Source organism: Clostridium zeae (assembly GCF_017312485.1).
GTDB classification, from domain to species: domain Bacteria; phylum Bacillota; class Clostridia; order Clostridiales; family Clostridiaceae; genus Clostridium_AR; species Clostridium_AR zeae.
Window position 1 is genome coordinate 153,117 of record NZ_BMBA01000004.1, and the last position, 23,402, is coordinate 176,518.

The window sequence follows — 23,402 nt, forward strand, 5'->3', positions numbered from 1 at the left end:
GTTTTAAAACACTGTTGAAATTAAGCTTTAACTGCTTTGTCCTAATAGACACTGGTTAATATATATTACCCCTTGCTTAATATTTCTATGACTTAGTGATTTTACATCAAAGTTAAATATTTTATAAACTATTTGAACACAATATCCTACGGCAAAGGCAGTTATAAAGGTTCCAACTCCAGCAAAACCTCCTAAAGTCCAACCAATGATTAAAGCTCCCATTTCTATAAAAAACCTTATAATACTTACTGGTTTACCAGTAAGTTTCACTAATGCTATCATAAGTCCATCCCTTGGTCCACAACCCATTCCGCATCCTATGTATAAATAGCTACCTATGGCACTTAAAAACAAACTACCTATCATCATCAATGTTCCTGCAACTAAATTATTGCAAACAGGAATAATTTTAGTATATATTATTAAATCAATGAAGCATCCAATCACTATCATATTAGCAATAGTTCCGAGTCCAACCTTAATTCCTAGTATACTTGCTATTATTACTACAACTATTCCAACTAAAATACTAGCCTGTCCAATAGTTATATTAATTACGTTTGTTAAGCCTTGATGGAATACATCCCACGGACTTAATCCCAGCTTTGAGTTTAAAGCCATTACAGTTCCTGCTGCACAGCAGAAAAATCCTAATGTCAATCTTAATATCATACCTAATAACTTTTTCATACTTCTCCACTATCCTTTGTTCTTTATTTAAATAGCCAATAACAATAAGGTTTTGTATGGCCTTTGAAATTATTACCGAATTGAAACATTTTTATCTTCTACAAATCGTAACGCACTACAACCTAGTTTACTTCATTATATTTTTTCATAAAGGCTAAATATTGGTTGAAAATTCAACTAATAATATATCCTAATTTAATTAAAATTTCAATTCATTTTTTCACAGCTCACTTTTTAAACATAGTGAGAAGATTCTAAAATAAAAAATTCGCTGAAGATAACTTCTTCAGCGAATTAGTTTTATTTTTTACTGTTTTTTATAACTGCAGGTATATCAATTGCAGCTAGTTTTTTATTCCACTAAAAAAATTCACTTAAATACTTATTACTAAAATCTGATAACCTATTTACATCTACTGCAATATTTTTCATGATTTCCTTAGCTTCTGTATAAGCCATCTCAAACTCCTTCAGTGTAATCTCACCTTTATCAAGTGCATCCTTAAGTTCATTTTCATCAAGTAGAAGAACATTTGAATCAGGTAATACAACCACATCTAAAAATAGATCTTCAAAAAATGGAATTCCCTCATCAGTAAGACCTTTGTTTCTAGTAATATCGAAATACCACTGTACTATTTCTCTATTGCTATCATACATGGTTGTCATACAATAATTACCTTTGAAAGGCATTATCTCAAGCCATATATATCCATCATCAACTAAACAATATTCTCTTCCTAGCATACTTTTCATTAATGGTCCCCGTACTTTTTCTATAGATGTTACTGAAACATAACCTTCAAAATCAGTATCTTTAAAATATCTGGTGGTAAATTTTCTTTTTAAGACTCTTGTCCAATCTGGTTTATTGGCATACTTTTTCTTAATCAAAACCGCACACTTCCTTAATATTAATTTACACATAAAATATTAATCTTATTAATAAAACCGTATGCTATATTATATAAACTTCAATTTTGTTTATGTATGTTCACTACATATTTTTCCACATAAATAATAAAATTTTATATTTTCCTTATACAGCAAAAAAAGTTCACTGAAAAACGTCGCTCCAGTGAACTTTTTTATGCTTTGGTGACACTTAATATTAAGCATCACCAAATATATTATAGATTTACTTTTTCTATATAGTGACAATTAGTGTCTATATGGTTTAAGAACAACAATAATCTTTCATAAAGCGGGTGAACTTTGTCACCATACTTTTCTTCTAGACTTTCCCCAATAGCTTTCACATTTTTCTTGCCATCTATCTGTAAAAATATCCAACTTCCATATTCATCTAAAGAAAGCTTTTTATGCTCTGGAATTCTGAATTTAAGTTTTCTAAAGAAATTTTGCACCTTATGATCTTGTTTTATCATTATAGTTACAATACTTTCATTATCTACTTCAAATTCAATGCTGTCAGATATTTTATATATTATATTTAAGACGTCTTCATTATTATTTAACATCTTTTACCTTACTTTTCATTATAGGAATTAAAGTTGCTATCACTAGAATAATAAGTATTATAAATGCCATTCCGTTAGTAGCAGAGAATCCAGTTGGTTCAGTACCTTTTAGAAGGCCTGACACTTGGAATATTATACCTACTAGTCCTAGTATAGAACCTCCAGCAACAAGTCCTGAAGATAAACTTATACCGTTAGAAACCTTAGCTTCTTTTTCTTTTTCAGATTTAGAAGTCTTTTCTACAAATAATCTAACTAATGCTCCTATTAAAATTATAGTAGTTGTAGATATTGGTAAATAGAATCCTATAGCTATCGCCATAATTGGAAGGTTTAAAAGGAATAAGAATAATCCCATAACAACCCCAACAAATATCATAACCCAAGGTAATTGTCCTGACATTATACCAGCTGTTAATGTTGACATTAAGTTAGCTTGTGGTAATGCAAATTGAACATTATCTCCAGTCATTGAAAGTTGTCCTGAAAGTAATAATATTGTACCAACAACTACTGCAACACCAAGAACTCCAGCTATAGCAAAGTACTTGTCCATTTCCTTTTTGTCTCCACCTATTATATAAGTAACCTTTTGTGATTGTGAGTAACCACCAGCTACTGATACAGCAGTAACTATAAATGTACCAAATAAAAGTAAAGATTTATTGCTTTCAACATTCTTCCATCCCATAGCAACGAATAAAGATGTTACCACAACTATAGAAGCTATAGTCATACCTGATACAGGAAGATTTGAAGTTCCTATAGTACCAGTTAAACGACCAGAAACAATAATAAATAGTAATGATAAGAATAATGATAAAACAGCACCAAGTAGTGCCATTGCTACATTACCACCAGATGCTAGGAATCCCCCTACGAAACCTAACACTATACCACCAAGCAATAATACATTAGCAATAGATGAACCATTACCACCCTTTGAACCTTTAGCGTTAAGAGTTTCTTTTATAGAAGAAACTATAGTAGGAATAAGTTTTATAGCACCTATTAACCCACCAGAAAGCATCATACCTGCACCTATGTATTTTACATAGCTACCAGCTATATTCTTAACTTGCATTGCATTTATAGCAACACTTGGATTATTCCATACGTTTACACCATCTTTTCCAAGACCAGCAAAATAACCTATTAAAGGCATGATACCAAAGTTAGATAATAATGCTCCTGCAAACATTGTTACAGAAACTTCCATACCAACTATGAATCCAATACCTAATAATAGAGGATTAACCTCAATTTCAAACTTCCACTTGTAGAATGTTTCATTTACATAACTTACAACGTTATTAACTAAATTTAAGAATGAACTAGTTATAACAGTTATAATTCCACCGATTCCAAAACCAATCCCCATGAATTTCATTGAATCTCCAGCACCTTCTGAAGCAACAAGTGTTTCAGATATAGCCATTGATTCTGGATACATTAACTTACCGTGTTCTTCAACAATTAAGTAGTTGTAAACAAGTGAAGCTATTCCAATACCGAATAAAACTCCAGCTGCTCCCACTGCAAAACCTTCAAGAAAACTAACTTTAGCTCCTATTAAAAGAATTGCAGGTAACACGAAAATTACACCACTAGCAACTGATTCTCCACCACTTGCCATACCTTGTACTAAGTTTTTACCTAGTATACCTTTTTTCTTTGCAAATGCAGCTATAAAACCAGACCCTATTATAGATCCAGGTATACCTGCAGCAACTGTAAGACCTGATTTCATGCCTGAATAGGCAGTTGATGCTGCGAATAAAACTGCTAATATAATACCGATTGTTAATACTACAACGTTTCCACCAGACTTTGATCCTGTAGAAACATAAGGAACATAGTCTTTACCAGCTACGCCACCATATGCATCTTTTGATAACTTTTTATCCATAAGATGTGCCTCCTTTAATTTTGCCCCCAGATGATTATAACACGGTTTCTAAATTGTTGTATCTTTATGAATTTTTAAGGAGGAATTAATTCACTAATTAATTTAAGACAATTGCAAAAACTATTCATTTACTTTTTCAATTATTAAATTTTTAACACAAAATATTATGTAAATTTCAAATCAACATATATAAAATAGACGGTTTTAATAATAATTTGTAGTAATTATTCAGTTTAAATCGCACAAAAAATATAAGCAATTGATACTAAAATAGTATTAATTGCTTAAAAATTGAAATATTTCATTCATCAACCATGCATTTTGCAGGATATGGTTAAATCATTGGCAGCCTTCATTCCAGTTTGCAAAGCACCCTGCATCCATCGATGAGTTCCAGATATATGCTCTCCAGCAAAGAATATTCTATTGTTATACTCAGGAAGAGTCATTGAATATGAAAACAATCTCTTTTGTTCCGATTCAAAAAAGGTTAAAGCTCCTCTAAATGAAGGTTCTTTATCCCAATCTAATATCTTATACTCCTCAATTACATTATCAAGATAGCCAACAGATAGCCCATGTACCATTTCAAGCTCTCTTTTCAGTTCGTTAAATAATTTTTCTTCAGGTAGATTACTCAAACGAGTTGTATCCTGTCCAAAATTATATGAGCCTATAAGTACTCCTGGTTCATCGGTTGGTAGATTATTAATTTGATTCCCTATATCACTTGGATTATTAATATATTTAGCATGATTAGAAGGATACCAAATTGATGTAATAGGTAAATCTGTATATGATCCACCTCCTACAATACCTTGTTTTTCCCAGAATCTCTCCTTACATAGAAGTAGTGTCCTCTGAGACTGAGTATAATGCACTTCTCTAATCGCTCTCATTTTTAGACCGTTAAACAAAGGGTCAAGATTAATATTTCTTAAGGATGAAAAAGGAATAGCACATACTACATAGTCAAATTCTCCTTTCAAATTATCCTTAAGCTTTATATCATCATAATTTATAATTACCTTCTTATTAAAACCATCTAAACCTATCCCCTTCACCCAACATCCTGATTTATATTCTACTTTACCAATATTTATCGGTGCTATATCAGGATACTCATCAGTTGGATTTGGATTAGTAAGTGATTTCATAAATGCCTTTGGAAATTTCACCATTCCCCCAGGTATCTCATACAAGTATTCCATATCTGCCGGGTAGCTTTCTTCGATATAGTCACTATAACTGTTATATAAGTTTCCAATAAGTACAGGAGAAAAGTTTGAAACTAAGCTTATAGCTTCTTGACTTAATCCAGTAGACTCCATCATCCTCATATTGGAATTATCACTCCATATGAGAGTTCTTTCGTTATAAAAGGGCTTCACTTGTATGGCTTCAGCTCTTACTTCAGGCGGAGCATTATAAAGGTGACTATCTAACGCAAGTTGTTGCAGTCTCTGCCAATTTGTATTACGTTCACTTTCTGTAAGGTCGTATTTTGGATAAATATTTTTCATAACATTAAAGCCGTTTCGATCGTTTCTAGCTCTTGCTTTTCTAAAATAAGCAAAATTATTCTCATTGTATTGTATGAATGGTCTTGTTGGGAGATTGAATAAATTTAAATAATGCCATACTGTTTCATGAGCGACAGGTATCCTCATTGGCCCAAATTCATTATATAAATTCTCCTGTCCACCAAAATAGTATGTATACACTCTTCCGCCAATTCTATCCTCTAAGGCTTCATAAATTGTAATATCAAACCCAATTTTCCTTAGTTCGAAAGCCGCAGAAAGTCCTGCTAACCCACCACCTAATATAGCAACTTTAACATTCTTAAACTCACCTGGCCTAGCATAGTTTGTGATTTGTGGCGGTGGAGACAGTATCCTTATTACGGAGTTAAAATCTTCAGGTCTCCCGTTTTTCTTCAGTGCATTTTGAATTAGATTATATCTAATCTTATCACTAGGATTATCAGGCTGTGAAGGATAAAATAATGATTGACTGTTTAGATTCATTTAATTATCTACTCCTATAAAAAATTGCTAATTTGACTTTCATTAGTTATTTTTTGCGCCTTAATTTTTTCCAGTGTATATTATGAAGCTTATAGCCAATCTCTTCTTCTTTTTCATTCTTTACCTTATGGTATTTTGCTTGTTCACTTGACAATAAAGTATAGTTCTCTATGAATTTATGCAAAGCCCACTTTTATAAAGAGAAAGACAGCCCCCTAGTTCCATAATATGTAGCTTTATCTCAACTGATACCAAGTAAATTCATACATATACTTTTATAAATAAAATTTATTTATAAATAAAAAATAACTGAAGCCATTGAAATATATAGGTTTATTAGGTATAAAAATTTTATACCTTCCTTACAGTAAAAAAACGATTATCCTTATTGAATAATCGTTTCTATAGAAGTAGCATGATGTTAATTTTTATAAAAGCTTTTCAAGCTTTATAGATAATTATATACAACTCTTTCACCAAATAAATCTAATGGCAGTTTTTAGTTAATTTTTCTCTGGTCTTACAGTATATTTTTCAATCAAAATAAATATCGCTATAAATATTTCATAAAGAATTAACGTGTAGACAAAATTCCATCCATTTTCCATAACTAATATACCCATTTTTACAAATATACTTTGAGCTATAATAGAAATTATAAATGGCAGTACACTCCAATACCATTTTTTTAATATACAAGTGAATAAAACCAAAAGCAAAGCTTCAATTAAGTGATAGAAAAATACAATTATAATGCTTGATAAATATAAGTCACCAAAAAAATTATTTATAAAACCTATATGATAATATTGTTTTCCCATAAGTAGTAGAATTGGAGCTGGAATATGTACTGTTATCATCGCCACAAAAAAGAAGGTTATAGCTCTATTTAATCCGTGGCAATCTTTATTTATTTTAGGAAACCACTTATTATCAAATAGTAAAATACCCACCACTGTAATAATCGTCATATAGTATCTCCACCAATGTTGCTCATATAATCTTAGCTTAACAAATAAGTACTCTATTGCTGTAAAAAAAATTGCAACAAAGGAAATCCATCCATATTTTAAAGAAAATGCTACCATAACTAATGCAGCTGCTGGATAAAGTGTAGTATTGAGGATCAAATGCCCTAACAGGTTTTGAGCCCATATATTTTGAAACACACCAGTTTTGTACGCGTAGGAATTAAATAACCCAAGAACTAGAAATTCACCACACCATGCAATACTTGCTGCAAATAAATAAAACACCAAAAGTGTTGATACTTTGTAAATATGTTTTTTCTTATATACAGAATATATGGCACTAAGTATGCCAATGATTGCTAGACCAATAAACCATACTACATTTTGCATAATATACCTCTAAAAGTTTATTTTATAAAATATTTGTTACAAATGTACTTAATAAAGCTTATTATTTACTTTCATGTAATCAAATATCCAGTATATAAACTATTTTAATAAATATTTTTATGCTTTTAATAGATTTTTTCATTATGTTTCTTATAATTTCAGTAGGTATAACTAAAAAGAAATCTAAAATTTAAATATGACATCGAGTTCTGAATGAGAAAAGTCTCCATAATAATAATTAACTGCTTATGATATAATTATTTATTGTTAAAGGATGTTTTTTTATTGGGGTGATAATATGAAAATCGGCAAATTTGTTCAAGCTAATAACTTAACTATAGATACTGTACGACATTACATGGATATGTCACTAATAATACCAGAGAAGCAGGGCGGCCAATACGACTTTGATTCTAGATGTCAAAAAGATTTAGAAGATGTACTGAATCTTAAAAAAATGGGATTTTCCTTAAGCGAAATCAAGTCACTTTTTATGTTTAAAAGATTAGCTAAACTCACTCAATATCAGGAAGATGAATGTTTTAGAACGATTTTTATAAATAAATATAAGCAGCTAGAAAGTCAAATAAAAGATCTTGATGAAATGAAGCAACAGCTTAAAACCAAATTAATTGATCTTTCCAAAGTAAAAATCAAAAATACATCTGTGATAGGAATAGATTTTAAAGTATTAAATCTTCTAAAATGCTTAAAATGTGGAAAGGATCTAGTACTTCATCAAGGAAGTATAATATCTAATCAAATAATAGATGGAAATTTAGTTTGTAGCTGTGGTGAAGAGTATCTGGTTGAAGACGGAATATTGAAGGTTGGCAAGGAAAAACTGAATTACGATAATGATCTTGACCTTAACCATATTATAGATTATATAAATTCTACTGATACAGAGTATCTTGAAAATATTTATCATGGAATGGATTGGATAAATAAAAAAATAGATTTTACTAACTGGCAAGGTAATGTAATCCTTGAGTTAGGATCAGGAATAGGTTTCTTTTTACGAAGCGTTTTTGAAAACCTACCAGACGACTCCATATACATTGCAGTAGATCATGATATAAGCAAGCATTTATTCTTAAAAAACATACTGGAGACTGTAAATTGTAAGAAAAATATATTATTCATTTGTTCAGACTTTCTACAAATCCCAATTAAAGATAAATCCGTGGATGTGCTTCTAGATATGTCAGGAACAAGTAATTATAGTTTTGATAATGAAGAGTTTCTATTAAAACTAGTTGACAATTATGTAAAGAATAGCTCAAACATCATAGGTTCATACATCTTATTTAAAAACTTTACATCTCATAGCTTAATTGAAGATAAATACAGAAAAAACTTTATACTAAATAATGTTAGAGAACAGCTTTCAAAACTTAACTACGACATCTTAGAAGAAAATATATCAAATTACATTGAAAAGGGTGGAAAATACGAAAGTTACTTCAGAGATGGTGAGAAAGTATTTTCATATTTAATTCTTGGGAAAAGGTAGGGTCAACCCTACCTTTTATCTATTTTATCATTAGAAATTATTATATGTATATATTGATATGGTGCTAGGGCTATTATTTAAAATAAATTAGCGCATTAAAAAAATATAATAATTTTTAAAGGAAAGTGATATTAAAATGTTTGTATCAATATTATCATTAAAGAAACTTTTTAAAAATAAAGAGTCATCAAATGTAATTTTATTTTCAGTAGCAAGTTTTATATCTCTATTTGGAACCTCGGTATATAACTTTGCCATCAGTTTATTTGTGTTGAAACTCACAGGTTCAGGACTAAGCTTTGCAACCACTCTAATTATGGGTATTTTATCCACTGTTCTTGTTAACCCTTTTGCAGGTGTACTTGCAGACAGGCTTGATAAGAAACTTCTTGCAATTATCACTGATATGCTAAACGGTATTTTATTGATAATCCTTTATCTGTTATCTATTAGCTTTACTTTAAACCTACCGATTATCTATGTTAGCACCTTTATATTAAATGTATTTTCTACAGTTTATGGAATCAGTATTGAAGCAGCAAGACCAAATCTAGTATCAGAGAAAAGACTTATTTCTATAAATGCTATAAATAAAGTGATAGAATCTATCTCTTCAATCTTAGGCCCAATCATTGGCGGAATGGTCTTTGCATTGTTAGACATAAGATTTTTCATAATAATTAATAGCTTTTCTTTTGTAGTGTCTGCATTTCTTCAGCTATTCATGGATTTTAAGCTAACGTATGTTAGTAATGGTAAGCCAAAAGAGATGATTAACTTTTTTGCGGATATACTTGAAGGTATTACCTATCTAAGAGATAAAAAAAATATTTCAAATATGTTTGCAATTTTTATTGTGTTGAACTTTTTCATTGGTCTTTCAATAACCGTTCCAATGCCCTATATAATAAACAATGTATTAAAATTGAATACTAAATTCTTTGGAATAATAGAGGGGGCTTTCCCTATAGGCATGATTTTTGGTGCTATTATGATTAAAAGAATTATAGAAAAATATTCATACAAAAGTATTATAAAATCAACTAGTATGCTATTATCTGCGTGTATGTCAGCAATAGGTTTTTCAGTTATACTACACCAACAAATAAATAATGAGAATGTTTTTCTAATATATTTCATTTTAGTCATGATATTAGCAGGTATAGCAATATCAGCTATTGACATACCAATTTTTTATATATTACAGCAGGCTATCCCAGATGAATACAGGGGCAGAGTACTCAGCATAGGTATGAGCATAGCTAAAATAATCCTACCTATCGCACTAGTTTTAGCAGGAGCATTAATAAATCATATACCAACATATATTTTGCCAATACTAAGCGGTGTAGGCCTTTATATTTTTACTTTGTTTTATATTAAAATTAATTAATTCTTTTTCGTTCATACTAATCTTCATATAAATATTTTTCAATTATTTAACTACTTGCAGACTTGTCCATTGACCAATATACTATATATTAGATAAAATAGTATTTACCATATATTTTCCATTTTAAATAACTGAAAGGATTTATTATGAATAAAAAAGATATATTAGAATTAAAAAGACGTTTAAAAAAAGATGATTGTACCTTTACCAAAATGTGTGGCTGCTATGTTAATGGTGAAAAGAATATAGTATTAAAATTTAGAGAAACTTTTCTGAATCTAAGAGAGGAAGAATTCTTTAAATATTTAGAGATTGCAAAAAAAACTCTATCTGGTACTGTTGGAAATAACATTCTAGAACTTAACTTTCCTATTGAAGAAGGAAATAATATAGGCAGTAGACAGCTTTCCTTAATGGAATTAAAAAGAAGCGCCTTAAAAAATGATATGTTGCTTGATGAATTCTATGATTTAATTATTGACAGTTATGACCACGCTGGTAATTTTTTAATACTTATTTTCCATGATGCTTATGATGTTATCATTAAAACTACTGACAATGGAAAATTAGATGAGTCAGAAGAAGTGTATGAATATATATTGTGTGCAATATGTCCTGTGTCCCTTGCAGAACCAGGCCTCGGATACTTTGAAGATGAAAATCGAATAGGAGCCCGTATCAGAGACTGGATAGTTGGTGCTCCAGAACTTGGATTCGTTTTCCCGGCTTTTACGGACCGTAGTGCAGATATTCATTCTATTATGTACTATACAAAAAATGCGAAGGATACTCATCCAGAATTTGTGGAACAAGCCTTAGGCTGTAGTTCAAAGCAAACTGCTACAGAACAGAAAGAAACCTTCAACAATATCATACAAAAAGCAATTGGCAGCGATGATAAAAAATCAGAGCGTATTTTCATGGAAATTCAAGATGCTCTTAATACTATGGTAGAAGATAACAATGCCATTAACGGTAAGGATGCTGAGCCTATAACTTTGACTATGGAAAATATCCAAGATGTTCTGATTGAAAACGGCATTCCAGAAGAAATCACTAAGAAAATCGAAAAATCCTACACAGAAGAATTCGGTGATACCCCTCCGGCAGTAGAACATTTAATAGATAAAAAAGTACTTGCTGCAAATGAACAAAGAAAAAAGGAAGAAAGACTTGAAAAGAAAGTACGTATCCTAGAAGAAAGACTTGAGCAAACAAAACAAGTGGCTGAGTTAGTTTCAGAAAAAGAAATAGCTGTGGACACAGACACTGATCCCCTATCAGAAACAGATTCAAAGTCTGATCTAGAAATAGCATCAGATACTAATTTAGAAGTAGATTCTGAAATTACTTCAGAGCAAAATACTGACTCTGAAATAGTATCAGATAAAAACACTGCTGAGGACTATGATATTGTACTTCAGGTAAAGCCTGAGAAAGTAACTCAAATAAAATCCCAGATAATTGACGGTAAGAAATGTATAGTTATTCCTATTGAGGAAAATGAAAATTATCAAACCTTTTTAAAACATGAAAAAACAAATTAGATATATAAATTAAAAGTTATTCTTTGGATTTGACTATCTTGTCTTCAAAGATTAATATTTAAAATAACAGGATATACTTAAAATAATTGTTTAGTATTTATTATAATATGCTATATAAGATAAAACAGTAGATAATTTTCTGCAAAAAATTATCTACTGCCATAATATTAAATTTTCAAGTTTTTACAAAAGTCTCAACAGACCTCTTTATCAATAGCATATGTTTTCCCTTTTGAATATACTAATTAACCTTTTAGCTTGTATATCCTGTAATCTGTACTCCGCAGCTACTAATGCAGATTCCACTACATGCACCAGCATATGCGCATCCAATAGTACATGTTCCTGTGCAACTACCGCCGCATTCTACAGAACATGAAAATACACACCATGGACATCCATAACCGCTTACATCATCTTTAACATTTTTAGTCTTCTTATTTAAAAATATATGATTCATTTATCTCACCTCCTTTCGAGAATTAAATTTTTTAATTTCAGCACAGTATTAAAATTAGACATATAAAATACTTCTTAATATATTACCGTAAAAAAGCTTAAGCAAAGTTTAGTATGATCTCATTTGTGTCAAAGTTAATAGTCCAATTGCCATTTTCTACAGACTTCCATTGATATTTTTTAGCGGTATCTGCCCACCAATTATCAAATTGCTCTTTAGTCTTTACTACATCATGTATAATTTTTTCATATACATGTTCAACTTCTTCTTCAGGAAGGGACATATTTGTCAGTGCTGGTAGTAGTTCATTTAATGCTATTCTTCTCTCATAAAGTCTTAAAATCTCTTTTTTTTCTTCATCGGTTACATAACCAACCTTCTCCTTAAACATATTCAGGCCTCCTATTTTCATTCTTAAAAATACTTATTGGATCTAAATAAGGTACATCTATGATATCTTTATTGATACCACCAAGCTCTTTTATTTCTATTAATTTTTTTAATTCTTTTGACTTATTTCTTTCTACATGGCTTATAATGCACTGAATCTTAGAAGGTATATTTATTTCATCTGTCATTATTTTATTTTGAAATTTACATCTTCTACATTGATACGCATCACACTTTAAACAAATAGGTGCATTCTCTAAGCTAAGAAACTTCTTGTTCTTTATATTAATCCCATCCTCTAAGGTACCGATAAAGTCTTCCGGATCATTGAAATAAAATGCAGGACATATATAGATTCTTCCATTCGGCGCTAGTGCAAATGTGCTTTCGCCTGCATCACAATTATGCATATCATCTATTTCAAAAATATCAGTAAGAACATTAATTGATAAATGTTCATTATTGTTATAGGAATCTGCAACTAACGGCAATAATAAATCCAACTGCAATTCATAGTTTTTAACATCTGCTTCTTGCCAAGTCATTATATCTTCTAAAATTAAATTGACTCTACTTGTTGATTTTTTCAGTTCACTTACTAATTCATATATTTTCGATATCTTTTCTTCATTAATTAAAAGAATGCAATTATCAGTAACATTACTTGAAACACTGTTATCAAGTAATGACACAGAATCCACAGGTAAATCTGAAATTGATTGATCTGAAACAGTTAAATTTCCAATGTATTCACCGCAAATGCTTACTTTATCCTTAGCTAGAAATACAGGTTTGATATTATTGTTTTTGCAAAACTCCATACCTTTTTTCAATACATCATTAGTCATAACATTATTTGTATTTTTAGTATTTCTATAAGAACAATGAGGAGTTATATTATCAGAAGTTATAAAAAGTAAATTTTTATTTTTAAGTCCTCTTTCCTGTTTATAGCTATCTCTTATAGTAAATTGATTTAGTTCTTTGGATAGTCTGTCCCAAAAATAGTCATTTGCTCTTACATTTGCTTTATGCATCTTACATATATTTGTTGCTCTTTGGAAAATAGTATCTGTATCTGCTATATCGTAGTTAAATCCATTGCACCATGCACATCCACTGGCAACCTCACACTCTAAACATTCCTCTTTACTTTGTATTTTGGTTGATAGTGCAGCAAATGGACGTAATTTATCTTCATTTATTCCATTATAAATATCACCAATTACTTTTCCTTTTTTTTGAGATAAGCTTATATCACAAAATCTCACGCATGGAAAGAAATTCCCTTTCCAATCTATTGCCAACATAGTTCCTGCACCACAGAAATTTTTTTCTAATTCCTTTTTTTCTAGTGGAAGTCCAATATTAGGTCCAAAGAAACGAACTGAATGATCTTCCCAAAGCTTATTTTCAATAATGTAATCAGCAAGTTCTTTTAACTGCTGTTCAAAGATTTCATCATCACCTTCATGCCATACATCTTCGAAGACTACATTAGCAGGTATGATCTTTAAACCTAAATTCCATAAGCTTATAATGCTGTCTTTAATATATTTAAGGTCTCCATGAGAAAATGTAGCTTTGGTAGTTGCACTAGGAAATTGCTGCATCCATAGAGGAATATTTTTCAATACATCATCATAAGAACCGGTTCCATCAACTTTTACTCTCTGAAGATCATGCTTAATCTTGTTTCCATCAATACTGATTCCAATTGATAGATGCCCTTTATTCTTTCTTATATATTGTTGTACTTTTGGAGTATGATACAATACTCCATTAGTTGAGAAGTTAAACCTATAATTGTTAAACCATGGATGATCTAGTTTAAACATCTCATATTTAATGTAGTCACTGATTTTATCAATTAGGTCTATTTCTAAAAATGGCTCTCCACCAATAAAATCCCAGATTACCCCCTCATCATCGAAAAATTCTCTGTTTTCCAATATATAGTCAACAGCTTTTTTCGCAACTTCAAAATCCATTTTATTCTTCGTGTTTTTGCCAGTCATGTAACAATATTTACAAGCAAGATTACAATTTTCTGTTACACAAAAAGTTATGGTCTTAGCTAAACCTTCTCCCCAGGGCTGTGGCATTTCACCCATTTTTATCTTTCTATATTCCATTTTCTCCTCCTAAATCTTAGAATTTGTTAATCCTTTATATTTGAGTCTTTTTATTACTTCTTGATAATTTGTTATTTCTTCTGTTTGTATTATTCTTGCAATTTGCCCACTTATATACGCTGCCGCCATACTGTTTCCACATATATCTTTACTTGTTATTTTGTCAGCATCCACTATATTGTCTATGCCATATGGGGCATAGTAAAAATCTTTGTAATATCTAAAATCAGTAATATTATTAAACTGTTCACCTTTTACCCCTACAACTTTCTTATGATATGCAGGGTAAGATTTTCTTCCCATATTTTCTGCAGCAGATACTACTAGAATATTATCTTTTATTGCATCGTTTACAATCTTATTAATGTAGTACTTGTATTTCCACTTAGTTGTACCCAAACTCAAATGTATGATATCAGGTTTTAAGGAGACAGCTTCTATCATAGCACTTATTAACACTCTACCGTCAGTTGTAAGCTTTTCATTCAATATATTGATATCTATAAATTGAACATTGTCGCATAAGGATTTAATTATTAATGCTATTGCAGTGCCATGATCATGCCTTGGCTTTATATCATCATCCTGAACAATAAACCCTTCATCATTGATCTTAAAGCCTGTAAGCTTTTTAATGTTTTTATTAAGTTCAGAAACATAAGGTTTTATGCCACTATCAATAATAGCAATTACCGTAGGCTTTCTAATTTCCATCAAACTTGCCAAAGCACTAACTCACCACCTTTTTTTCATTTAAAATACTAAATTCTGTTTCATACAGATTTTTATATACACTATTGTTCTTAAATAAATATTGATGGGTACCAGCTCCAACTACTTGTCCACCTTCTAGTACTACAATCTCATCTGCTTCAATCACAGTTAGCAATCTATGGGCAATTGTTATTACTGTATGATCTACTAAAAGCCTATCTATTGCTTCTTTTATATGGTATTGTGAGTCATTATCCAAGGAAGATGTCGCTTCATCAAATAGTATTATCTTAGATTTTTTAATCAAAGCTCTAGCTATTGCTATTTTTTGCTTTTGTCCACCAGATAAATTCACTCCGTTATCCCCAACTATTGTGTCGTAACCATTAGGTAAACTAGAAATAAATTCATGAATATATGCTAACTTACAGCTATTTATGATTTCTTCATCAGTTGCAGCTTCATTGACAATTGATAAATTATCTTTAATACTCATGTTAAAAAGAAATGGATCTTGTCTAACTATTGAGACATGTTTACGTATTGAATCCTCATCAAAGTTTTTTATATCTATATTATCAATAAAAATCTTACCTTGTTGTAATTCATAAAATCTTAAAATCAAGTTAAATATAGTACTTTTACCTGACCCGCTCCGTCCAACTATAGCAACCTTTGTATTAGGTGTAACATGAAAACTAACGTCCTTTAGTAATTCTTTATCCTTCTCATAAGAAAAACTCAAATTCTTAAAGTATATATCACCTTTAATGGTATCTATCTTATCAGTACCTAATTCTTCCTTATCATAATTTAAGTTATCCATTAAGCTAAAAATTCTATCAAGAGAAGTGAGCGCTTGTTGGATATTTGAATTCAACCTTGTAATGTTCATCAATGAGCTAGAGAACTGTTGAGAGTATGAAGAAAATGCAATAAAATATTCTACAGTCAATGCACCAGAAAATATAAGGTATCCTCCCACTAAAATAACTACGAATTGAGAAAAATTATCTATGCACTGACTCAAAGCTTGAAGAAAAGTATTAAAAGTTGTAATAGAAATTGTTTTTACTTTTAGCTTACTGCTCAATTTCATAAAGGATTCAAATCTTTTTTGTTTTATACCAAGACTTTTTATTTCCCTAATGCCTAAAATTGATGCATGCATATCACTGTAATAATCATCATTTAACTTTGCAAGTTCTTGCGATTTATCTCTTAATCTTCCGCCAAATATCACAAATATGGATAATGATATAGGAAACGAAACTAAAACTACTAATGAAAGTAGTACATTTACTCTAAATACTACAATACCGATAACCGCAACCTTAATAACATCAATTATAGTATTAAGCAATTGGTTAATTATGATATTTGCTAAAGTATTTGCATCTCCATTTAGTCTAGATATAAAATCTCCTGTTCGCATTTCATCGAAAGCCTTAATCGGTAAATCAAGTATTTTTTTATACATATCTCGTTTGATATCGTAAACAATATTTTGAGTAAGGAAAGAAAATAAATAAGTTTGGAAAGATGTTGATATAGTTTGTACTAAAAAAATTATCATCAAATATAATACACATCTTAAAATAAGGTAAAAATCCTTCTCGTAAAAGGTCACGATAAGTTTTGCCCAGACTAATGGCTGCACTATACTTATAGCTATGCCTACCAGGATACAAAAAAAAGCAGCAAAAAACTTTCTCCTAACCGGATGAACATATATAAATGCTCTTCTCAATAAACTCCAATTATTCTGCAAAGTATCTTTAGACAAACTATTATCCTCCTTTTATAGATAAATACTTTTAAAACAGAGGAAGTGTACTAAAGTTTTTTAATAAAAATTGTTTTCCTCGTCATTATAAAATTAACCCCAAAATAATTGTAAATTAATCCCATTAAACAGTCAACGTATACTTTTGTTACAAATTATCGCTTTTTTCTTATATCAAAATACATTTTTTAAACATATAAAAAAACAGCTAAAGTTACTACTTAGCTGTACATCTTTACTATATATTTTTCTGCATGTTATAATTTTTCTTGGTATACTTTTGCATATGACAGTTTTAATTTCATCAATTTTTTTCTCTTCTTAACAAAGTTATATAAAGATTAACACATTTATATTTTTTTCTTTCACATATTGTTTTGGATTTTATTATATTCTTCTCAGAGTAATTGCAAATTACAAAAACCTACAAAAATTCTAAATCAAAATCTTTGTAGGCTTTATATTGAAGAAAAAGTATGGTTTTCTCATCATTAATGGCTTTTATTCAACATACCTTTGTACAATACAATATTATTGTTTATAAGCTGACAAGTATTGCAAGCATAGCAAGTATTGCCAAGCCACCTTGCTTTACTATTATCTTTTTATTAGCAGTGATAGAGCCATATAAAGCTGCTATAATAACGCATGCTAAAAAGAAAACTCTTAATGGTGTTACCATTGCTTCTGGTACAAAAAAGCTCCAAAATAGACCTGCTGCCAAAAAGCCATTATATAATCCTTGATTTGCAAACAAGACACGTACTTCTTTTATTTCAAGAAGTTTACTATCTAGCCCAAAGGCTCTTTTAGCCGCTGATGTTTTTATATAAAACATCTCAAGCATCAATATAAAAATGTGTTCTGCAGCTACTAGAAAGACCAAAACTGCTATTATATTGTGCATCATAATATACTCCTTTTTATAGTTTCATAATCTTCTTTTCTTCTAAGCTTACAAGAGCTTCAGGAGTATGAGTAGAAAGATATACAGTAGGATTATTGCTAATGAATTCTCTTACATTTTCAAGAGTAATTTTTGCAGCTTCCTTATCTTCAAATACTACGGATAACTGATTTTCTACCAATGCAGCATCAGTATAAGTTACATCTCCGTGAAGCATATAAAACAATCCTTCTTTTTCAACTATTACAATACTGTTTCCAGCAGTATGCCCTGGAGCAGGTATTAAATATACCCCTTCTGCAATTTTTTCACTACTATCAAAATTGTGATATGCTCCGTCTTTAAACTCAGCTCTCACAATGTTTTCACCATTCAATTTTAAAGCATCTGCTTCTGCTGGAGAAAGATATATTTTAGCATTTGGGAAGCTTCTTAACTCTCCTGAATGATCTGGATGTTTATGAGTTAAAAGTATTTTTGACACTTGCTCAGGCATATATCCTAGAGAATTTAATGCTGTTAAGTAATCTTCTATCTTATGTCCTTGATAAATCTTTTGCCCTTCTCTAGGTGGCATATCTGGAGTTTCTGCTGGAACCCCTGTATCGACTAAAATAACTTCCTTTCCTGTATCTATAACGAAGTTTTGAAGGCTTGATGGGTATGTTTTACTTGCATCAAGTGTAATCTTGTCTCCACTTCCTCCAAATGCAAAATCTTGTGTCATAAATCCACCTTCATATAATCTAACTGCTTTAATCTCCATAATTATTGTCTCCTCCAATAAACTTATAATATTTAAATTTTGTAAAAATTAAAATTCATGAATATAATTTTAAACTTCTATTGATCAATTTGTGATTGGTTGTTTAATCGACAATTTAATTGTATACAATTAAATTGCATATGTCAATATTTTTTTTTACAATATTATCTACTTATATATTAACTCAGTTCTACTATTTATTTGCATAGTTTCTGTAAGGTTCTTATTTGATTACTAAATTAGGTTCTTTTATATATTTACCTTATACTTTTAGCTTTCTTCATATGTATATATATTTGCTCCTTTGAACAAATTAAAATCAAAATATACTAGCTAAAGGAGTATTTACAAATGAAAAAAATTTTAAGAACTCTATTAATTTCATTATTTTCATTATTTTTAATCTTAGAACCAGTTACCGCTCGCGCTTTAGAAGATACAGTATTTAAAGATATACCTTTTAGCAAAGCTACCTGCGATCTAAGAATGGCTGAGAGAAGACTTTGGATAGATCATGTTTTATGGACCAGAAGCTTTATTGTAAGTGACTTAGCTTCACTTGAAGATAAAGGCCCTGTATTAGAAAGACTTTTAAAAAATCAAGATGATATTGGTAATTCAATAAAACCTTACTATGGAGAAAATGCTGGAAATAAGCTTTCTGCTCTATTGAGAGAACATATAGAACTTGCCGGTCAAGTTGCTGCTGCAGCAAAGAATAACAATAAAGCCAATTTAGACAAATACAATAAACTATGGTATGAAAATGCAGACAAAATAGCCGATTTTTTAAGTTCCGCTAACCCCAACTATTCAAATCAAACTCTAAAAAATATGCTGCATAAGCATTTAGAATTTGTTACAGCTCAAGTTGTAGCTAGATTAAATAAGGATTGGAAAGCAGATATTACTGCATTTGATAAAGGTGAAGATCACATGATCATGTTCTCTGACATACTTATTGATGGCATAGTTAAACAATTTCCTCAAAAATTTTAGTAGATGTTCTAAACCTCGTTTCTATTTTGTAAAAACCCTCGATTTTTTATCGAGGGTTTTATGCTATAATGATAAAACACTTCAATCCAAAATCTATTTTCAAAACCCATGGCAAAAATGCCATGGGTTAAATAAGCTTTACCTATCCCAATCTTCTACTTCATAAAGCAAACTAGTATTAGCCATAAGCTTTCTATTATAAGAGGTAGATTGAATAAATACCTTGTACTTATCCATTAGTACTGGTTTCAAGGTTTCTAGTACTCCTTTTACATTTTCCTGTGGACTTAGTCTTAGCATATCCCTAACCTGCGCACCATTAAATATCTTTCCTGTTTCTTTTTCATATAACAATATTTCTTTATTAATGCCTACCTTTTCAGTTTTTGTGAGCTCATAGAACCCTCTGCCTACCTTAAAGGATATTCCTTGCTCTAAGATAAATTCTTTTATACTTTGATTGTTATCAACGTTTAATACCTGAAAACGTCCATCAGGTACAGGGTTTAGCCCATCTTCACTTACATAGTCATCTATTTCCTTATGACTTAGTTTTTGTATTGAGCTTTTAATATTATAATTCATTCGCCCTTTTGATTTAAGCTCTTCAGCAAAAGACATAAGGCTGTCTTCCCCATCTTGTTTATAACAAATAGCCATTATTAAATCAGGTATATTTGCAAACTGATCTAAGGTTAAATAAAAACCGCCTGTTTTATTAGCTATTTCCTCATAAAAAGGTTTAGAATGCTTTCTTACTCCTGGCATAGCATGAATTCCATAAACATTTATTCCGCTCTCCAAAAGTAGTCCGAGTTCATTTCTCCAATCTATTTTATTTACATTTGCAGGATAATTAGGTCCATGGGGTACATCATCACCAATTATAACTAATACCTTTGAAGTTCCTGATTTCCAGGAAAGGCTCGTCCTTGCTTTATTCAACACTAACTCATAACATTCAGGTGCATCTCCGCCATAGGTTGGTTCAACTTTTGTTATAAATTCAATTAATTCTTTTTCATCACTTGAAAAATCCTTAATTTTTATCACATAAGGTTTTTCAGCATCACAATAATCTCCGTGAGCTATTATAGATATTCTTAAACTAGGAATATCAGAAAATAATCTAGAAACTATTTGCTTTATAGTTCTTCTAACCTGTGTTAAACATGGATACATCGAACCAGTAGTATCAAAACTGATACATACATCTATGCTGTTTTCCATAAACTCCATCCCAATTAAATTATTACTTAATAAATATTATATTATCTAAATATTTTATTTATTCTTTAAAGGAACATTTAGAGATATCCACAGTGTAACTTGGTAGTGGCAAACCGCATATTATACTGAATGAAATTTTAAAGTATATAGTAGCTATTATTTACTTTAAAGTAAAAAAATAAGGAGTGATGCTTACCTCTTATGCAAACACCGCTCCTTATTTTTATTGTACATTACATTTATAAAATTATTTTAATCTATTATTAATAGCAAATTGTTGTAGCTATTATCTTATAACTTTTTAGATATAAATACTAAATCAAAAATATCAACTATACCATCCTTATTAAAATCAAATCTTGAATCCCAATTTACATCTGTATTTTCGATACCGTAGTTCTTTGCAACTAATGCCACATCTAACACACTTATCGTTCCGTCCTTATCTATATCACATACGTCTACCCACTTAGCATAAAGTACTGTGTTTGATATTACTTTATCTGTTGCAAAGTTCCATGGATTTATACATCCTACTTCTTTATACCATCCACCAAAAGTATACCCTGCTCTAATAGATTCCACCGGTTCTTTTATTGTAGTATTATAATCTGCTATCACACTTTCTACTTCACTTCCACCTTCACTGTTAAATGTTACTGTATGATTTATTGAGGGAAGTTCTTGAAATATTATAGCGTTACTAAGTGCATAAATCTGTGCATAAGATCCTACATACCCTTTAATTTTAAAATCTAAATTACAATTATTGAATGTCAAAAAGCCAATATTAGTAACACTTCTAGGGATTGTTACTTCTGTTAAAGATGTACAATAGTAAAATGCATAATCACCAATACTTGTAACACTGTCTGGAATTATTATATTTGTAAAAGCATAACAGTGAGCAAATGCATTAAAATCTATTATTTTAACAGTATCTGGGATTGTTATATTTGCGAGAACTCTGCACATAATGAAAGCGCGGTATCCAATTCTTGTCACACCATCTGGTATTGTTATATTAGTAAGAGCTGAACAATTTTCAAATGCGCTGTTCCCAATATTTGTTAGACTACTTGGAAGTGTAACTCCTGCAAGAGCAAAACAATTGTAAAATATAAAGTCACCGGTATTGGTAAGATTATTTGACAATCTTACACTTGACAAAGCTTGACAGTTATAAAACAAATAATTTCCTACACTTGTTACACTATCAGGCATTACAGCAGTTTTAAGAGCCTTACAGTCCTTAAATGCACCTTCACCAATATGTATTACACTATCAGGAATTGTTATGCTAGTAAGAGAAATACACTCCAAAAATGCATAAGTTCCAATACTTGTAACACTATTTGGAATTGTTATTTCTCCAAATGCTTTACAATCTTGAAAGGTAGAATTTCCTATGCTACTAAGATTAGTTGGAAGTGTTATATTAGGAAGCGATATGCAATATGCAAATGCACTATCTCCTATGCTTGTAACACTATTTGGTATTGATACACTTACTAGTGATGAGCAATAATAAAATGCAAAACCACCTATACTTGTAACCGTATTTGGAATTATTACGCTAGTCAACGATTTGTTTTTAAAAGCATTACTTCCTATACTTGTAACTGTGTGTCCATCTATGGAGCTTGGTATTGTAATATTTGTAGCACTACCATTGTACCCAGTTATTGAATAGGTAACTCCATCGTCAGACTGCCAAGTAAAACCATTTTCATCTGTGCCTGTTGTAGTTGCAGCAAAAGATATAACATTAAAACTTACAATTAAACTTATAAAAACAAGTATTCCCGATATCAGTTTTATTCTTCCGTTTTTCATCTCTATTCTCCTATTAAAAATAAAAATATTATATTATTCCTATTATCGTATTTTTTGTTCTTTTATTTAATCTCATTTCAATAACGATGAATATATTTTCTTGGTGATTATTGTTTAAGCTCTCCACTTCCAAATGAAATTAATAAACAAAATTCGCCCATATTCTCAAGAAACACGGACGAATTTATACAAAGATGTACCACTTCAATCCGAAATCTATTTTCAAAGCTCCCCTGGTTTCTGAGGGGATAA

At 30.3% G+C, this 23,402-nt stretch carries 19 protein-coding genes; 4 read left to right on the top strand and 15 right to left on the bottom strand.

Annotated elements, in window-relative coordinates; translation table 11 throughout:
• Positions 1-27: 27 nt before the first annotated feature.
• From J3477_RS17885 to J3477_RS17910, 6 genes are all read right to left on the bottom strand, one after another.
• The gene (locus J3477_RS17885; RefSeq protein ID WP_206871305.1) at positions 28-690 is read right to left on the bottom strand and encodes a YczE/YyaS/YitT family protein; all 663 of its coding nucleotides are present in this window, start codon (positions 688-690) and stop codon (positions 28-30) included.
• 360 nt (positions 691-1,050) lie between these two features.
• Positions 1,051-1,584 (bottom strand): ribonuclease FAU-1 family protein, encoded by a 534-nt coding sequence (locus J3477_RS17890; RefSeq protein ID WP_206871306.1) that lies wholly within the window; start codon positions 1,582-1,584, stop codon positions 1,051-1,053.
• A 236-nt stretch (positions 1,585-1,820) separates the two neighbouring features.
• A complete protein-coding gene (locus J3477_RS17895; protein WP_206871307.1) occupies positions 1,821-2,171 on the bottom strand; it encodes a PqqD family protein in 351 nt (116 codons plus the stop codon).
• Positions 2,161-4,080 carry an OPT family oligopeptide transporter gene (locus J3477_RS17900; protein ID WP_206871308.1) on the bottom strand — a complete coding sequence of 640 codons (1,920 nt, stop codon included), beginning with the start codon at positions 4,078-4,080 and terminating at the stop codon, positions 2,161-2,163. The genes J3477_RS17895 and J3477_RS17900 overlap by 11 nt, the downstream gene beginning before the upstream one ends.
• A 308-nt stretch (positions 4,081-4,388) precedes the next feature.
• Positions 4,389-6,110, bottom strand: a complete 1,722-nt coding sequence (locus J3477_RS17905) for a flavin monoamine oxidase family protein (RefSeq protein ID WP_206871309.1) — start codon at positions 6,108-6,110, stop codon at positions 4,389-4,391.
• Between the two features lie 503 nt (positions 6,111-6,613).
• Positions 6,614-7,471 carry a hypothetical protein gene (locus tag J3477_RS17910; protein ID WP_206871310.1) on the bottom strand — a complete coding sequence of 286 codons (858 nt, stop codon included), beginning with the start codon at positions 7,469-7,471 and terminating at the stop codon, positions 6,614-6,616.
• Between the two features lie 298 nt (positions 7,472-7,769).
• Here J3477_RS17910 and J3477_RS17915 point away from each other — a divergent pair, with 298 nt between their 5' ends.
• From J3477_RS17915 to J3477_RS17925, 3 genes are all read left to right on the top strand, one after another.
• On the top strand, positions 7,770-8,987 hold the full coding sequence (locus J3477_RS17915; protein ID WP_206871311.1) for a MerR family DNA-binding protein: 1,218 nt from the start codon (positions 7,770-7,772) through the stop codon (positions 8,985-8,987).
• 136 nt (positions 8,988-9,123) lie between these two features.
• Positions 9,124-10,380 carry an MFS transporter gene (locus J3477_RS17920; RefSeq protein WP_206871312.1) on the top strand — a complete coding sequence of 419 codons (1,257 nt, stop codon included), beginning with the start codon at positions 9,124-9,126 and terminating at the stop codon, positions 10,378-10,380.
• A 146-nt stretch (positions 10,381-10,526) separates the two neighbouring features.
• Entirely contained in the window at positions 10,527-11,927 is a 1,401-nt protein-coding gene (locus J3477_RS17925) for a DUF4317 domain-containing protein (RefSeq protein ID WP_206871313.1), read from the top strand.
• Between the two features lie 253 nt (positions 11,928-12,180).
• Here J3477_RS17925 and J3477_RS17930 read toward each other — a convergent pair whose 3' ends face one another.
• From J3477_RS17930 to J3477_RS17960, 7 genes are all read right to left on the bottom strand, one after another.
• Entirely contained in the window at positions 12,181-12,387 is a 207-nt protein-coding gene (locus J3477_RS17930; RefSeq protein ID WP_206871314.1) for an AC3_0185 family rSAM-modified Cys-rich RiPP, read from the bottom strand.
• Between the two features lie 97 nt (positions 12,388-12,484).
• Complete coding sequence (locus J3477_RS17935; RefSeq protein WP_206871315.1) at positions 12,485-12,778, bottom strand: CXXX repeat peptide modification system protein; 294 nt, start codon at positions 12,776-12,778, stop codon at positions 12,485-12,487.
• Complete coding sequence (locus tag J3477_RS17940) at positions 12,771-14,912, bottom strand: radical SAM peptide maturase, CXXX-repeat target family (RefSeq protein WP_206871316.1); 2,142 nt, start codon at positions 14,910-14,912, stop codon at positions 12,771-12,773. Before J3477_RS17940 ends, J3477_RS17935 begins: the two co-directional genes overlap by 8 nt.
• A 9-nt stretch (positions 14,913-14,921) precedes the next feature.
• Positions 14,922-15,638 carry a S8 family serine peptidase gene (locus J3477_RS17945; protein ID WP_206871317.1) on the bottom strand — a complete coding sequence of 239 codons (717 nt, stop codon included), beginning with the start codon at positions 15,636-15,638 and terminating at the stop codon, positions 14,922-14,924.
• Between the two features lie 4 nt (positions 15,639-15,642).
• Positions 15,643-17,412 (bottom strand): ABC transporter ATP-binding protein, encoded by a 1,770-nt coding sequence (locus J3477_RS17950; RefSeq protein WP_206871318.1) that lies wholly within the window; start codon positions 17,410-17,412, stop codon positions 15,643-15,645.
• A gap of 538 nt (positions 17,413-17,950) precedes the next feature.
• On the bottom strand, positions 17,951-18,322 hold the full coding sequence (locus J3477_RS17955; protein WP_228731304.1) for a DUF1304 domain-containing protein: 372 nt from the start codon (positions 18,320-18,322) through the stop codon (positions 17,951-17,953).
• A 13-nt stretch (positions 18,323-18,335) separates the two neighbouring features.
• The gene (locus tag J3477_RS17960) at positions 18,336-19,085 is read right to left on the bottom strand and encodes an MBL fold metallo-hydrolase (protein ID WP_206871319.1); all 750 of its coding nucleotides are present in this window, start codon (positions 19,083-19,085) and stop codon (positions 18,336-18,338) included.
• A 351-nt stretch (positions 19,086-19,436) separates the two neighbouring features.
• Here J3477_RS17960 and J3477_RS17965 point away from each other — a divergent pair, with 351 nt between their 5' ends.
• Positions 19,437-20,084 carry a glycosyltransferase gene (locus J3477_RS17965; protein ID WP_206871320.1) on the top strand — a complete coding sequence of 216 codons (648 nt, stop codon included), beginning with the start codon at positions 19,437-19,439 and terminating at the stop codon, positions 20,082-20,084.
• A 138-nt stretch (positions 20,085-20,222) separates the two neighbouring features.
• Here J3477_RS17965 and J3477_RS17970 read toward each other — a convergent pair whose 3' ends face one another.
• Positions 20,223-21,314 (bottom strand): vWA domain-containing protein, encoded by a 1,092-nt coding sequence (locus J3477_RS17970; protein ID WP_206871321.1) that lies wholly within the window; start codon positions 21,312-21,314, stop codon positions 20,223-20,225.
• 291 nt (positions 21,315-21,605) lie between these two features.
• Positions 21,606-23,150 carry a leucine-rich repeat protein gene (locus tag J3477_RS17975; protein WP_206871322.1) on the bottom strand — a complete coding sequence of 515 codons (1,545 nt, stop codon included), beginning with the start codon at positions 23,148-23,150 and terminating at the stop codon, positions 21,606-21,608.
• Between the last annotated feature and the right edge of the window lie 252 nt (positions 23,151-23,402).